15 protein-coding genes are annotated in these 13,575 nt (G+C 72.6%); 11 read left to right on the top strand and 4 right to left on the bottom strand.

All coding sequences use genetic code 11. The annotated features are described in order from the left end of the window. Positions 1-23 precede the first annotated feature (23 nt). The gene (locus BJ971_RS32100; protein WP_184996888.1) at positions 24-785 is read right to left on the bottom strand and encodes an SDR family NAD(P)-dependent oxidoreductase; all 762 of its coding nucleotides are present in this window, start codon (positions 783-785) and stop codon (positions 24-26) included. 23 nt (positions 786-808) lie between these two features. Between BJ971_RS32100 and BJ971_RS32095 the strand changes: the two genes are divergently transcribed. The 9 genes from BJ971_RS32095 (at position 809) to BJ971_RS32055 (ending at position 10,122) form a co-directional block, all read left to right on the top strand. Next, complete coding sequence (locus BJ971_RS32095) at positions 809-1,159, top strand: histidine triad nucleotide-binding protein (RefSeq protein WP_184996887.1); 351 nt, start codon at positions 809-811, stop codon at positions 1,157-1,159. Further along, entirely contained in the window at positions 1,156-2,529 is a 1,374-nt protein-coding gene (locus BJ971_RS32090; protein WP_184996886.1) for a serine hydrolase domain-containing protein, read from the top strand. The genes BJ971_RS32095 and BJ971_RS32090 overlap by 4 nt, the downstream gene beginning before the upstream one ends. Before the next feature lie 148 nt (positions 2,530-2,677). Then, positions 2,678-3,739: a PhoH family protein gene (locus BJ971_RS32085; protein ID WP_184996885.1), complete on the top strand. Its 1,062-nt coding sequence runs from the start codon at positions 2,678-2,680 to the stop codon at positions 3,737-3,739. Between the two features lie 18 nt (positions 3,740-3,757). Continuing rightward, positions 3,758-4,228: an rRNA maturation RNase YbeY gene (gene ybeY, locus BJ971_RS32080; protein WP_184996884.1), complete on the top strand. Its 471-nt coding sequence runs from the start codon at positions 3,758-3,760 to the stop codon at positions 4,226-4,228. Positions 4,229-4,233: 5 nt separating this feature from the next. After that, on the top strand, positions 4,234-5,595 hold the full coding sequence (locus tag BJ971_RS32075) for a hemolysin family protein (protein WP_184996883.1): 1,362 nt from the start codon (positions 4,234-4,236) through the stop codon (positions 5,593-5,595). Further along, the gene (locus BJ971_RS32070) at positions 5,588-5,971 is read left to right on the top strand and encodes a cytidine deaminase-like protein (RefSeq protein ID WP_184996882.1); all 384 of its coding nucleotides are present in this window, start codon (positions 5,588-5,590) and stop codon (positions 5,969-5,971) included. Before BJ971_RS32075 ends, BJ971_RS32070 begins: the two co-directional genes overlap by 8 nt. 764 nt (positions 5,972-6,735) lie before the next feature. Further along, positions 6,736-7,716, top strand: coding sequence for a GTPase Era (gene era / locus BJ971_RS32065; RefSeq protein WP_184999216.1), 981 nt, complete (start codon positions 6,736-6,738; stop codon positions 7,714-7,716). Positions 7,717-7,792: 76 nt separating this feature from the next. Beyond that, positions 7,793-8,866: an acyltransferase family protein gene (locus BJ971_RS32060; RefSeq protein WP_184996881.1), complete on the top strand. Its 1,074-nt coding sequence runs from the start codon at positions 7,793-7,795 to the stop codon at positions 8,864-8,866. Beyond that, complete coding sequence (locus BJ971_RS32055; RefSeq protein WP_184996880.1) at positions 8,863-10,122, top strand: MFS transporter; 1,260 nt, start codon at positions 8,863-8,865, stop codon at positions 10,120-10,122. Before BJ971_RS32060 ends, BJ971_RS32055 begins: the two co-directional genes overlap by 4 nt. Here BJ971_RS32055 and BJ971_RS32050 read toward each other — a convergent pair. Beyond that, positions 10,106-10,909 (bottom strand): DUF4097 family beta strand repeat-containing protein, encoded by an 804-nt coding sequence (locus BJ971_RS32050; protein ID WP_184996879.1) that lies wholly within the window; start codon positions 10,907-10,909, stop codon positions 10,106-10,108. The genes BJ971_RS32055 and BJ971_RS32050 overlap by 17 nt on opposite strands. A 111-nt stretch (positions 10,910-11,020) precedes the next feature. Here BJ971_RS32050 and recO point away from each other — a divergent pair, with 111 nt between their 5' ends. Together recO and BJ971_RS32040 are read left to right on the top strand one after the other, a co-directional pair. Continuing rightward, the gene (gene recO / locus BJ971_RS32045; RefSeq protein ID WP_184996878.1) at positions 11,021-11,806 is read left to right on the top strand and encodes a DNA repair protein RecO; all 786 of its coding nucleotides are present in this window, start codon (positions 11,021-11,023) and stop codon (positions 11,804-11,806) included. Beyond that, entirely contained in the window at positions 11,803-12,588 is a 786-nt protein-coding gene (locus tag BJ971_RS32040; RefSeq protein WP_184996877.1) for an isoprenyl transferase, read from the top strand. The genes recO and BJ971_RS32040 overlap by 4 nt, the downstream gene beginning before the upstream one ends. On the opposite strand, the gene BJ971_RS32035 is transcribed toward BJ971_RS32040, so the two are convergent. Both BJ971_RS32035 and BJ971_RS32030 read right to left on the bottom strand, forming a co-directional pair. Continuing rightward, positions 12,578-13,252 carry an HAD family hydrolase gene (locus tag BJ971_RS32035; protein ID WP_239087375.1) on the bottom strand — a complete coding sequence of 225 codons (675 nt, stop codon included), beginning with the start codon at positions 13,250-13,252 and terminating at the stop codon, positions 12,578-12,580. The two genes, BJ971_RS32040 and BJ971_RS32035, sit on opposite strands and share 11 nt — an antisense overlap. Continuing rightward, positions 13,249-13,545 carry an MTH1187 family thiamine-binding protein gene (locus tag BJ971_RS32030; protein ID WP_184996876.1) on the bottom strand — a complete coding sequence of 99 codons (297 nt, stop codon included), beginning with the start codon at positions 13,543-13,545 and terminating at the stop codon, positions 13,249-13,251. The genes BJ971_RS32035 and BJ971_RS32030 overlap by 4 nt, the downstream gene beginning before the upstream one ends. Between the last annotated feature and the right edge of the window lie 30 nt (positions 13,546-13,575).

The following is a 13,575-nucleotide window of genomic DNA, read 5'->3' as shown; positions in this document are numbered from 1 at the left end:
CCATCCAATCGGCTCCGGTGATCTTACGTGCGCAGGTACGAGGCCCCGTTCAGGTCGATGATCGTCCCCGACGCCCACTCCGCCTCGCTCGACGCCAGCCAGTGCACCGCGCTCGCGATCTCCGCCGGCCGGGCCACCCGGTTGAACGGGCTCTGCGCACGGACCGCCTCGCCCCGCTCGGACTTGAGGTGCTCGTTCGTCATGTCCGTCTCGACGAAACCGGGCGCGACACAGGCCACCCCGATCCCGTACGGGGCCAGCGCCACCGCCAGCGACTGCGCCATCGAGTTCAGCGCCGCCTTGCTGGCGCCGTACGCGGGCTGGCCCGGCTCGCCCCGGAACGCGCCGCGCGACGACACGTTGACGATCCGGCCGCCGCGCTCGCGCATGTGCTGCGCCGCCGCCCACGCCGCGTTCGCCGCACCGAAGAGGTTGACGTCGAAGGTGCCGCGCCAGGTCGCCTGCCACTCGTCGTAGCCGGCGCCGAAGACCGGATGCGGCCGGTCCATCGGGCCGAAGATCCCCGCGTTGTTGACAAGCACATCCAGCCCGCCGAGCCGCGCGGCCGCGTCGTCGACCATGGCGCGTACCGCGGCGGGGTCCGCCAGGTCGGCCTGGACCACGACGTGGCCCGCGCCGGGCAGCTCGGCCGCCAGAGCGTGCGCCAGCTCGGCGGAGTCGCGGTGGTGTACCGCCACGCGGTCGCCGTCCGCGGCGAAACGCGCGGCGATGGCCCGCCCGATGCCACGGGAGGAACCGGTCACGAGGATCGCCCGTCCTGTCATGAGGTCACTCTAGGATCTTCCGGGTGGACAACGACTGCCTGTTCTGCCGCATCGTCGCCGGAGAAATCCCCGCGACCGTCGTGCACGAGACCGACACCACGCTCGCCTTCCGCGACATCGACCCGAAGGCGCCCGTGCACGTCCTGGTGATTCCCAAGGCGCATCACCAGGACGTGACCGCCGTGGCGAACGCGGACCCGAAGGCCGCCGCCGACGTGCTGGCCGCGGCCGCCGCGGTCGCCGAGGCCGAGGGGCTGCTCGCCGACGGCTTCCGGCTGATCTTCAACAGCGGCGCCAACGGCGGCCAGGAGGTCTTCCACGTGCACGCGCACGTCCTCGGCGGCCGGCCGCTCGGCCCGATGGTGTCCCGGTGACGCCACAGCAACGCCTGGAGCGCGCGGTGCGCCGGGTGCAGGCCGACGCCCGGGTTCCCGCGCTCTCGGTCGCGCTGCACCGCCCCGACCGCGGCCTCTGGACCTGCACCGTCGGCGACTCGGGCAACGCCGGGCATCCGCTGGACGCGGACAGCCGGTTCCGGATCGGCTCGGTCACCAAGACGTTCACCGCCGTACTGGTCATGCAGGCCCGCGACGACGGCCTGCTGGACCTGGACGACCCGGTCTCGGCGCACCTGGACGTGCCCGCGCACGGCGGCGCGACCATCCGGCGGCTGCTGTCGCACACCGCGGGCCTCCAGCGCGAGCCGCACGGCGACGTGTGGGACCTGCTGGTCGCGCCGGACGACGCCGGCCTGCTCGCCGACCTGGCGCTGGCCGAGCGGGTGCTGCCCAACAACCGCCGCTACCACTACTCCAACCTGGCCCTCGCGGTGCTGGGGCAGCTGGTGGCCAGGCTGCGCGGCGGCACCTGGGCCGCCGTGCTGCGCGAGCGGGTCCTCGCGCCGCTGGGCCTTGACGCCACCACGGTCGAGCCGACCGGCGACGCCGTCGTCGGCTACCTGGTCGACAGGTACTCCGACGCGGCCCGGCCCGAGCCGCAGCTGGACCTCGGCGGCGCCGCGCCCGCCGCGCAGCTCTGGAGCACCGCCGGCGACATGGCCCGCTGGGCCGCCTTCCTGACCGGCCCGGAGACCGTCGACCCGGGCGGGCTGGTGCTCGCGCCCGACTCGGTCGCCGAGATGTACTGGCCGCAGACCACCACCGACGAGACGCTCTGGGCCGGCGGCTTCGGCCTCGGGCTGATCCTGGTGCCGCAGGGCAACCGGGTGATGCACATCGGGCACGACGGCGCCATGCCCGGCTTCCTGGCCGGCGTCTACGGCCGCCGGGGCGGCGCGGGCAACCCCGGCGCGCTCGGCGCGGCGGTGCTCGCCTCGTCCGGGACGGCAGTGGAGATCAACGAGCTGGTGCACGAGCTGCTCGGGCTCGCGGTCGAGGCCGACCCCGCCGAGATCCGGCCCTGGGCGCCCGGCAAGGCCGCGCCGGAGGCGTACCGGTCGGTGCTCGGGCCGTGGTGGGGCGAGGGCTTCCCGCACGTCTTCAGCTGGCACGACGGTGCCCTGCAATCCCGCGCCGCCGACGCGCCGGCGGACCGGCCGCCGTCGATCTTCCGGCCGCTGCCCGACCAGCCGGACCTGCTCCGCACGGTCTCCGGGCGGGAGGCCGGCGAGCTGCTGCGGCTGACCCGGGACGCCGACGGCACGGTGGTCCGGATGCACTGGGCCACCTACCGGTTCACCCGGGCGCAGGAGACGTTCGACGGCGTGCGGGTCTCCGAGGGCTGACCCGGCCGTCTACCGGCGGCGGACCCGCCGATAATGGCCTCGGCGCCGGGGGCGCCGACCGGATACGATGGCACGATCCTCAAGCGGGCCGCCGATCGTCGGCGGGGACGAGTAAGAGAGCAGGTGGCGTAGGCCTCAGGGCCGCCCTATGACCGGCACCGATTCCAGCAACGCCGCCGCTCGGGTGCAGACCAGGATCTCGGTCTCCGACCCCAAGATCATGGTGAATCTGCTCGGCGCCAAGGACGAGATCCTGCGGCTGATCGAGCGCATCCTCGCCAGCGACGTGCACGTCCGCGGCAACGAGATCACCATCACCGGCGCGCCCGCCGACAACGCTACCGCGGAGCGCCTCTTCTCCGAGCTGATCGAGCTGACCGAGAAGGGCGAGACGCTGAGCGTCGACGCCGTCCGCCGCACCGTCGCGATGCTCGAGCAGAACACCGCCGAGCGCCCCGCCGAGGTGCTCACCCTCAACATCCTCTCCCGGCGCGGCAAGACCATCCGCCCCAAGACGCTGGGTCAGAAGCGCTACGTCGACGCCATCGACGAGAACACGATCGTGTTCGGCATCGGCCCCGCCGGCACGGGCAAGACCTACCTGGCGATGGCCAAGGCCGTGCAGGCGCTGATGGCCAAGCAGGTCAGCCGGATCATCCTCACCCGCCCGGCCGTCGAGGCCGGCGAGCGGCTCGGCTTCCTGCCCGGCACGCTCAACGAGAAGATCGACCCGTACCTGCGGCCGCTCTACGACGCCCTGCACGACATGCTCGACCCCGAGTCGATCCCGCGCCTGATGCAGGCCGGCACGATCGAGGTCGCCCCGCTCGCCTACATGCGGGGCCGGACCCTGAACGACGCCTTCATCATCCTCGACGAGGCGCAGAACACGACGCCCGAGCAGATGAAGATGTTCCTGACCCGGCTGGGCTTCGGTGCGAAGATCGTGGTGACCGGTGACGTCACCCAGGTCGACCTGCCCGGGGGCACGAGCAGCGGGCTCCGGGTCGTCCGGGAGATCCTGCGCGACGTCGACGACGTGCACTTCGCGGAGCTGTCCAGCTCCGACGTCGTCCGGCACCGGCTGGTCGCCGAGATCGTCGACGCGTACGCCCGTTTCGACGCCGACCAGGAACAGCAGGCCACGCAGTCCGTCCATGCCGTGCAGGGGCGCGCCGCCAGCGGCGGCCGCCCGAATCGCCGGCGCTGATAAGGGGTTATGCACTACATGTCCATCGAGATCGCCAACGAGTCGGGAGTCGAGGTCGACACCGACGCGATCCTGGCGGTGGCCCGGCACGCGCTTGAGGAGATGGGGGTCAACCCCCTCGCCGAGCTTTCCATCCTGCTTGTCGACATCGACTACATGGCCGAGTTGAACCTGCGGTGGATGGGCAGCGACGGCCCCACCGACGTGCTCGCGTTCCCGATGGACGAGGGCAGCGTCGACCACGGTCCCGGCGAGTCCGGCACCGGCGAGCCGGCGCTGCTCGGCGACATCGTGCTCGCGCCCGAGGTCGCGGCGAAGCAGGCCGCCGCGGCCGAGCACTCCGCCGCGGACGAGCTGCACCTGCTCACCGTGCACGGCGTGCTGCATCTGCTCGGCTACGACCACGCCGAGCCCGAGGAGGAGCGCGAGATGTTCGCGCTCCAGGCCCGGCTGCTCCAGAGCTGGCGCTCCGGTCGGCGGGCCGGCTGATCAGAGTGGAGCCGTCGTTACTCGCGGCGGGCCACAGCAGCGGCCTGCCTGACCTGCAACTGATCATCTACGCGGTGGTCCTGGTCCTCCTCGCCGGCCTGGCGTCGATGACCGACGCCGCGCTCGCCACCGTCTCACCGGCCCGTGCCGCGGAGATGGAGCGTGAGGGCCGGCGCGGTGCCGCCGCACTGGCCGCGGTGGCCGGCGACGTGGTGCGCCACCTCAACCTGCTGTTGCTGCTCCGGCTGCTCTGCGAGCTGACCGCGACCACGCTGGTGGCGCTCGTCGCGGTGGACAGCTGGGGCGTCGGCTGGCGCGCCGCCCTGGTCACGGCCGGCGCGATGACGCTCGTCAGCTTCGTCGTGGTCGGCGTCGCGCCGCGCACGCTCGGGCGCCAGCACGCTTACGCGGTCGGGCGGGCCACCGCCCCGCTGGTGCGCTGGCTCGGCCGCGCGCTGAACCCGCTGGCGTCGCTGCTGATCCTGATCGGTAACGCGGTCACGCCCGGCAAGGGCTTCCCCGAGGGCCCGTTCGGCAGCCAGGTGGAGCTGCGGGAGCTCGTGGACCTGGCGGAACAGCGCGGCGTCGTGGAGCACGGCGAGCGCGAGATGATCCATTCGGTCTTCGCGCTCGGCGACACCATCGCCCGCGAGGTGATGGTGCCGCGCACCGAGATGGTGTGGATAGAGGAGTCCAAGACGCTCCAGCAGGGGCTCTATCTCTTCCTGCGCTCCGGCTTCTCCCGCATCCCGGTGATCGGCGAGAGCGTCGACGACGTGCTGGGCGTGCTCTACCTCAAGGACGTCGTGCGCAGCACCCAGAACGGCGACCCGGCGGCCTCGGCCTCCCCGGTCGCCGAGCTGATGCGCCCGGCGACCTTCGTGCCGGAGTCCAAGCCGGTCGACGACCTGCTGTCGGAGATGCAGGCGGCGCGTACCCACCTGGTCATCGTCGTCGACGAGTACGGCGGAACGGCCGGGCTGGTCACCATCGAGGACATCCTCGAGGAGATCGTCGGCGAGATCACCGACGAGTACGACGTCGAGCACCCGCCCATCGAGCACCTCGAGGACGGGTCGGTGCGGGTGACCGCGCGGCTGCCGATCGAGGACCTCGGCGAGCTCTTCGGCGTGGAACTGCCGGCCGACGAGGTCGAGACGGTCGGCGGCCTGCTCGCGCAGACCCTCGGCCGGGTGCCGATCCCGGGCGCGTCGGTCGACGTGTGCGGCCTGCACCTGATCGCGGAGGGCACGGTCGGCCGCCGCAACCGGATCGACTCGGTGCTGGTGTGCCGCGTCGGCCCGGACAACAGTGACGAAGAAGCGAACGCCCCCGAGAACGAGGAAAGACAGCACGCCGATGCCTGACCAGACCATCCCCGCCGGATCCGTCGTCAACCCCGCCGAGGGCGAGCTCAGCGCCGAGGACGCGAAGCTGGTCACCCTGGCCCGCGGCGCCCGCGCCCGGGTGGGCGCGGCCGAGGGCGCCTCCGTACGCGACCAGGACGGCCGCACCTACGCGGCCGCGAGCGTCGCCCTGCCCAGCATGTCGATCACGGCTCTCCAGCTCGCGGTGGCCTCGGCGGTGGCGGCGGGCGCGACCAGGCTTGAGGCGGCCGCGGTGGTGACCGAGGCGTCGACGCTCGACGGTGCCGGGCACGCCGCGGTCCGGGACCTGGCGGCCGACGCGCCGATCCACGTGGCGGGCCCGACCGGCGCCCTGCTGGGCACGGTGACGGCGTGACGCCGGAGAAGCGCGAGGGCCGTCCGAAGCGTGGCGGCGACGCCCGGCCGACGAGGGTCGGTAATGACGGTGAGGCTCGGCCGGTTCGGTCGGGGCGCGGCCAGGGTGGGGTGCGTGGCGGCGACGCCCGGCCTACCAGGGTCGGTAACGACGGCGAGGCCCGGCCGGTTCGGTCGGGGCGCGGCCAGGGTGGGGTGCGTGGCGGCGACGCCCGGCCTACCAGGGTCGGTAACGACGGCGAGGCCCGGCCGGTTCGGTCAGGGCGCGGCCAGAGTGCGGGGCGCGGCCAGAGTGCGGTGCGCGGCCAGAGTGCGGTGCGCGGCGGAGACGCCCGGCCGGCGCGGCCCGGGCGTGCGCAGGCGGCCAGCACCGGCACCGGAGCAGGCGAGGCGCGGGCCGCCGAGGCCGCCGCGGGCGAGCGGCGGCCGACGGCCGGCGAGCGCAACGAGCAGCGCCGCCAGGAGCGCCGGGCGGCGCGCCGCGAGCAGGCCGACACGGCTGCGGGCGGCGCGGGCCGTGGTACCGCGGGGAAGCCCACGGCTGCGGGGAAGTCCGCGGCGGCGGGGAAGTCCGCGGCGGCGGGGAAGTCCGCGGCGGCGGGGAAGTCCGCGGCGGCGGGGAAGCCCACGGCGGCGGGGAAGCCCACGGCGGCGGGGAAGCCCGCGGCCGCCGGGAAGCCCGCGGCGGCGGGCGGGGCCGGGGGCGGGAAACCGCGCGCGGCCGGCGCCCGGACGGCGGGCGCGAGCAGTACCCCACAGGGGGAGCTGAGCCAGGGGCCACGGGCTTCCGGCGGTGCGCCGAGCGCGCGTACGGGAGAAAGAAAGAAGCACCGGCACACGGCCGCAAGTCGGGCCGCGGCCGTTGATACCACCTACCGTGCCGGATTTGCGTGCTTTGTCGGACGTCCCAATGCGGGCAAATCCACCCTGACGAATGCGATCATCGGTCAGAAGATCGCTATTACGTCGAACAAGCCGCAGACCACCCGGCACATCATCCGCGGCATCCTGCACCAGGAGCACTCCCAGCTGGTCCTCGTCGACACCCCCGGCCTGCACCGGCCGCGGACCCTGCTCGGCGAGCGCCTCAACGACCTGGTCCGCGAGACCTGGAGCGAGGTCGACGTCATCGGGATCTGCTTCCCCGCGGACGAGCCCGTCGGCGCGGGGGACCGGTTCATCTCGGCCGAGATGGCCGAGCTCAAGGCCACCGTCATCGCCGTCGTGACAAAGGTCGACCTGGTCGACCCGGCGACGCTGGCGCAGCGGCTGATCGACGTCAGCAAGCTCTACGAGTTCGCGGACATCGTGCCGGTCAGCGCCGTCTCCGGGCACCAGGTGGAGACGCTGGTCGACGTGATCGTCAAGCGCCTGCCCGAGTCGCCGCCGCTCTATCCGGACGACGTGCTCACCGAGGAGCCCGAGCAGGTGCTCATCGGCGAGCTGATCCGCGAGGCCGCGCTCGAGGGCGTGCGCGAGGAGCTGCCGCACTCGATCGCCGTCCTGGTCGAGGAGATGATGGTCGAGGGGAAGACCACCAAGATCTACGCCAACCTCTTCGTGGAGCGGGACAGTCAGAAGTCGATCGTGATCGGCAGCAAGGGCGCCCGGCTCAAGGACGTCGGGATCCGGGCGCGGGCCGAGATCGAGAAGCTGCTCGGCCGCAAGGTCTATCTCGATCTGCACGTCCGGATCGCCAAGGAATGGCAGCGGGATCCCAAGCAGCTCAGAAAGCTGGGATTTTAACCGTATTTGTGGGTCATCTCACGCTGTGCCCGTTTGGTTTGCTTTGTCGGGGGTTATTTCGATAGCCCTTTAGACTATGCGGAATCGGTATCTGGACCTGCTGCGCGCGGTCGCGATCGTCCGGGTGGTCGTCTACCACTCCACCGGTTGGGTGGCGCTGACCATCGCCTTTCCCGCAATGACGGTGATGTTCGCCCTGGCCGGCTCCCTGATGGCCGCCTCGATCGACCGCTGCGGGCCGCTCGCCGTCGAGCGCCGCCTGCGCCGCCTGCTGCCCTCGCTCTGGGCCATGTCGGCGATCGCCGTGCCCGCGATGCTGTTCACCGGGCTGGCCTGGGACTGGAAGATCCTCTACTGGGCCTTCCCGATCCAGGACCCGCCCGCGAACGGCTGGGGCTCGATGGCGCTGGGCGCCACCTGGTACCTGCGCGACTTCCTCTGGTTCGTGCTGCTGTCGCCGCTCGTCCTGCCGGTCTTCCGCCGCTTCCCGAAGCTGTCCGTCGCGGTGCCCTACGCCGCGCTGGCCGTCATCACGTTCTTCGGGCTGACGCCGCACGCGATCGTGCGCGACATGGCCCTCTACGGCGGCGCGTGGCTGCTCGGCTTCGCGCACCACGACGGGATGCTGCGCCGCATCCCCCGGCGGCGCCTGATCGGCCTCGCGGCGGGGCTGGCGACGCTCGGCGCGGCCTGGATCGCCACCCATCCCGGGTTGCGCGGGTACGACCTCAACGACATCCCGCTGGGCAACGCGCTGTGGTCCGCCGCGTTCGTGCTGATCGCGCTCGGCTTCGCGCCGGCCGCGACCGCGGCGCGCCCCGGGCGGCTGGTCACGATCCTCAACGCCCGGGCGCTGACGATCTACCTGTGGCACGTGCCGATCATCGTGGCCGTCACCAAGATCGGGGAGGCGCACGGCCTGCCGGTGCGCGGCGCGGTCGGCATCGGCTGGCGGTTCGTGGTGATCGTCGCGCTGGTCAGCCTGGCGGTGCTGCTCTTCGGCTGGGTCGAGGACTTCGCCGCCGGGCGCGTGCCGGTGCTCGTGCCGGGCGGGCGCCCCCGCCGGCCGGCCGAGGCGCCGGTCTCCCCGGCCATTCCCCCGGCGCCCGAGAAGCGACGGGCGGCGGTGGGTGAGACCGTGCGTACATGACGTTCACCGCCGCGCTGGTCCGGCGTACGTACTACGGCCTCAGCCTCGGCAACACCCTGGCCGCGTCGCTGATCTGGGGCGTCAACACGCTCTTCCTGCTCGACGCCGGTCTGAACAACTTCCAGGCGTTCGCCGCGAACGCGTTCTTCACCGCCGGCATGGTGATCTTCGAGGTGCCGACCGGGATCGTCGCGGACTGGTGGGGTCGCCGGGCGTCGTACCTGCTGGGCACGGTCACGCTCGGCCTCACCACGGTGCTCTACCTGTGGCTGTGGCGCCTCGACGGGCCGTTCTGGGCCTGGGCGGTGTCGTCCGCCCTGATCGGCCTCGGCTTCACGTTCTTCTCCGGCGCGACCGAGGCCTGGCTGGTCGACGCCCTGCGCGCCACCGGGTACTCCGGCGGCCTCGACGCGGTCTTCGCGCGCGGGCAGGTGTTCACGGGCGCCGGCATGCTTGTCGGCGCGGCCAGCGGCGGCTACCTCGCGCAGTTCGCCGGGCTCGGCGCGCCCTACCTGCTGCGCGCATGCGTGCTGGCGGTGATGTTCGTGCTGGCCGCGGTCCTGATGCGCGACATCGGGTTCACCTCGGTGCGCGGTGCGGGTTTCCGCCAGGAGATCCGCGACATCGCCGGTGACTCGGTGCGGTTCGGGCTGCGGGTACGGCCGGTGCGCTGGCTCATGCTCGCCGCGCCCTTCACCGGCGGCGTCACGATCTACGTCTGGTACGCGCTCCAGCCGTACCTGCTCGACCTGTGGGGCGACAGCACCGCGTACGGGATCGTCGGCCTGACGGCGGCGCTGCTCGCGGCCGCGCAGATCGTCGGCGGGCTGGTCACGCCGTTCCTGCGGCGGGTCTTCATCCGGCGCACCTCGATACTGCTGGTCACCCTCGGCCTGAACGTGGTCGCGGTGCTGCTCATCGGGCTGATCCCGAACTTCTGGGCAGTGCTGGTGCTGGTGGTGCTCTGGGGGCTGGTCGGCGCGTCGGCGATGCCGGTGCGGCAGGCGTACCTGAACGGCATGATCCCGTCGCGGCAGCGCGCGACAATCCTGTCCTTCGACTCGCTGATGGCCTCCGCCGGCGGGGTGGTGAGCCAGCCCCTGCTGGGCCGGTCCGCCGACGTCTGGGGCTACCCGTTCTCGTACGTGCTGTCGGCCGGGCTGTCCGCGCTCGCGCTGCCGTTCGTCTGGCTGTCGCGGCGCGAGCGGGATCCGGCCGACATCCGCTCTATCCCGGAGGCTACGCCCCCGGGATAGTCGTGATCGTCACGTCGCCGCTGCCGGTCTGCACGTCCAGCAGGGTCTTCGCGCTCGGGTCGTTGGCCACGCCGATCAGCTCGGTGTCGCCCGACCCGGTGTGGGTCTTCACCTGGTACGCGCCGTCCGGCACCACCAGCTCCACGTTTCCGCTGCCGGTCCGCGCCGTCACCGGGCCGGCCTCGGCCAGCTCGACCTCGACGTCGCCGGAGGAGGCCTGCGCCCGGACCGCCGCGCCGCCCGCGAGGCCGTGCGCCTCGACGTTGCCGGAGCCGGCCACCAGCGTGGTCGCGCCGTGCAGGTCGGTGACGGTGATATCGCCCGAGCCGGACTTGACCGACACCGCGCCGGTGGCCCGGTCGACCTCGACGTTGCCGGAGCCGACGGTGATCTCAGCGGTGCCCACCTCGGTCAGGCTGATGTCGCCGGAGCCGAGCTTGCCGTGCACCCGCACCCCGGTCGGCGCCTGGATCTCGTACGAGACGTTGCAGTGCTCGCCGCAGCGCGTGTCGATGCTCAGCACCGTGCCGTCCAGCCGGTACGAGGCCTGCGGGTCGGCGGAGCCGCCGGTGCGCACGACCCGCTTGATCCGGGTCTCGTTGATCGGGGCCGTCGCCACGGTGACGTTCCCGCTGCCGCCGCTCAGGACGATCTCGGAGACCTTCACCTTCTCGGTGTCGTCGTAGGTCAGCCGCGCACCCACCCCGGCGCCGCACCCGGCCAGGGCGGCCGCGGTCGCGGTGATCAGGGCGATGGCGCCGGTGCGCCGGGCGAGAGTCGGGGTCATGCCCCTGACGCTAGGGCGCGCCCGCGTGCGGGCGCTATCGGTCCTCCCACTGAGGCAGCCCCGAGAAGACCCTGAGATCCGGGTCAGGGTCGGTCGTACCCAGGGGGCAGAATGGCGTCCGTGCCCGCCGGATACCGCCGCCAGCTCTACCGCGACGACGCGGTGGTCCTGCGCGTGCAGAAACTGGGCGAAAGCGACCGGATCATCACCCTGCTGACCCGCCGGCACGGCCGGCTGCGCGCGGTGGCCCGCGGCGTGCGCCGCACGACGTCCCGCTTCGGCGCCCGGCTCGAGCCGTTCGGCCACATCGACCTCCAGCTCGCCGGCTCGCCCGAGGGGGTCGGCAGCAGCCTGTATTCGGTCAGCCAGGTCGAGGCGGTGAACCTCTTCGGCAAGCGGTTCCTCGGTGACTACCCCCGATACACCGCGGCCAGCGCCATCGCCGAGACCGCCGAGCGGCTCTCCCCGGTCGAGCGGGAGCCGGCGCTGCGGCTGTTCCAGCTCACCCTCGGCGCGCTCAAGGCCCTCGCGGCGGGCGAGCACGCGAGCAGCCTGGTCCTGGACGCCTACCTGCTGCGCGGGATGAACTTCGCGGGCTGGGCGCCGGCGCTGGCCGAGTGCGCGGTCTGCGGCACGCCCGGGCAGCACGGCGCGTTCTCGGTGCCCGCGGGCGGCTCGGTCTGCCCCGACTGCCGCCCGCCCGGCGCGGCGCACCCGGCGCCCGCGACGATAGCCCTGATGGCGGCCCTGACCAGCGGCGACTGGCAGGTCGCCGACGCCACCGAACCACCGGTACGCCGCGAGTGCAGCGGGCTGGTGGCAGCACACCTGCAGTGGCACATGGAGCGCAACCTGCGCGCGCTGCCGCTTGTCGATCGACGGGAGAGCACCTCGTGACGCGTCCGCCAACTCCGCATTCCTCCGGAGCCCGCCCGCCGGCGCTGCCGGCTGGCGCGATCCCGAAGCACGTCGCGGTCGTGATGGACGGCAACGGCCGCTGGGCCAAGGAGCGCGGGCTGTCCCGCACCAAGGGTCACGAGCAGGGCGAGTATTCGCTCTTCGACACCATCGAGGGCGCGATCGAGCTCGGCATCCCCTACCTCTCGGCGTACGCGTTCTCGACGGAGAACTGGAAGCGTTCCCCGGAGGAGGTCCGCTTCCTGATGGGCTTCAACCGCGACGTGATCCGCCGGCGCCGCGACCAGCTGGTCGACCTGGGCGTCCGGGTGGTGTGGTCGGGCCGCGCGGGCCGGCTGTGGAAGAGCGTGATCTCGGAGCTCCAGACGGCGGAGGAGATGTCGAAGGGCAACTCCAAGCTGACCCTCCAGTTCTGCGTGAACTACGGCGGCCAGGCGGAGATCGCGGACGCGGCGGCGGCGATCGCCCGCGACGTGGTGGCGGGCCGGCTCAAGGCCGACAAGATCAACGAGAAGACGATCGCGAAGTACCTGTACCACCCGGAGATCCCCGAGGTGGACATGTTCCTGCGCCCCTCCGGCGAGGAGCGCACCTCGAACTTCCTGCTCTGGCAGTCGGCGTACGCGGAGCTGGTCTTCCTCGACACGCTGTGGCCGGACTTCGACCGCCGCCACCTCTGGTACGCGTGCGAGCTCTACGCCCGGCGCGACCGCCGCTTCGGCGGGGCGATCCCCAACCCGGTGGCGCCCGCTAGCTTGTGATCACCGCGACGGCGGCGTCCACGTCGGACAGGTCGGGGAGCACGGCGTGCGCGCCGGCCAGCGCGAGCTCGGCCATGCTCGCCGACCCGGTGGCGACCCCGATGGCCAGCGCGTCGTTGGCCAGCGCCGCCGTCACGTCGTAGGGGGTGTCGCCGATGACCACGGCCCGGAAGCGCTCGCCGTACTTGGCCTCGGCCCGCTGCCGGCACCGCCGCACGAGCGTGGCCCGCACGCTGTCGTCGGTGCCGTAGCCGCCGATCTCCACGTCGAAGTCCGCGGCGAGACCGAACGCGGCGACCTTGGCGGCGGCCACCTGCGGCACGTTGCCGGTGACAAGCGTCTGCACCACGTCGTCGCGCGCGCCGAGCTCGTCGAGCACGGCCCGCACGCCCGGCATCAGCGCGCCCTGCTCGGCGAAGAGGTGCCGCGAGACGTGCACCTCCTCGACGTAGCGGGCGAAGAACCGCTCCGGGGTGCAGTCGGTGACGCCGTGCGTGGCGAAGACCTCGGCACAGATGTCGAGGTCGGTCCGCCCGCCGAAGATCGGCGTCTCCCGCCACGCGACACCGGTGACCGCGGTGAACGCGGCACGCCAGGCCTGTGCCGCGACCCCGCCGCCGCGCAGCAACGTGTAGTCGATGTCCCACATGACCAGGCGGTTCACCGCTCCGCCAGGCGCCGCTCGACGTGCTCCACCTTGGCGTGCAGCGCGTCGGTGACGCCGGGCCGGATGTCGGCCTTGAGCGAGACGGACACCCGCGGTGCGTGCGCGGCGACGGCGTCGACCGCCTGCTTGACCACGGCCATCACCTCGTCCCACTCGCCCTCGACGGTGGTGAACATGGCGTCGGTGCGGTTGGGCAGCCCGGAGGCCCGCACGACCCGGACGGCCTCGGCCACCAGGTCGCCGACGGACTCGCCCGCGCCGAGCGGGGTGATGGAGAAGGCAACAAGCATGCACCCATCCTGACAGGGAGATATCAACGG

Origin of the sequence: Amorphoplanes digitatis (genome assembly GCF_014205335.1) — a bacterium.
Lineage (GTDB): Bacteria > Actinomycetota > Actinomycetes > Mycobacteriales > Micromonosporaceae > Actinoplanes > Actinoplanes digitatus.
The sequence above is the reverse complement of the archived record's forward strand: the minus strand, read 5'-3'. Positions and strand labels throughout refer to the sequence as shown.

What these genes read in the sequence shown, in the direction of transcription:
- BJ971_RS32085 (WP_184996885.1), top strand. Translation starts at nt 2,678, where the DNA reads ATGACCGGCACCGATTCCAGCAACGCCGCCGCTCGGGTGCAGACCAGG.
- BJ971_RS32050 (WP_184996879.1), bottom strand. Translation starts at nt 10,909, where the DNA reads ATGACCCCGACTCTCGCCCGGCGCACCGGCGCCATCGCCCTGATCACC.
- BJ971_RS32060 (WP_184996881.1), top strand. Translation starts at nt 7,793, where the DNA reads ATGCGGAATCGGTATCTGGACCTGCTGCGCGCGGTCGCGATCGTCCGG.
- BJ971_RS32070 (WP_184996882.1), top strand. Translation starts at nt 5,588, where the DNA reads ATGCCTGACCAGACCATCCCCGCCGGATCCGTCGTCAACCCCGCCGAG.
- BJ971_RS32030 (WP_184996876.1), bottom strand. Translation starts at nt 13,545, where the DNA reads ATGCTTGTTGCCTTCTCCATCACCCCGCTCGGCGCGGGCGAGTCCGTC.
- ybeY (WP_184996884.1), top strand. Translation starts at nt 3,758, where the DNA reads ATGTCCATCGAGATCGCCAACGAGTCGGGAGTCGAGGTCGACACCGAC.
- BJ971_RS32055 (WP_184996880.1), top strand. Translation starts at nt 8,863, where the DNA reads ATGACGTTCACCGCCGCGCTGGTCCGGCGTACGTACTACGGCCTCAGC.
- BJ971_RS32100 (WP_184996888.1), bottom strand. Translation starts at nt 785, where the DNA reads ATGACAGGACGGGCGATCCTCGTGACCGGTTCCTCCCGTGGCATCGGG.
- recO (WP_184996878.1), top strand. Translation starts at nt 11,021, where the DNA reads ATGGCGTCCGTGCCCGCCGGATACCGCCGCCAGCTCTACCGCGACGAC.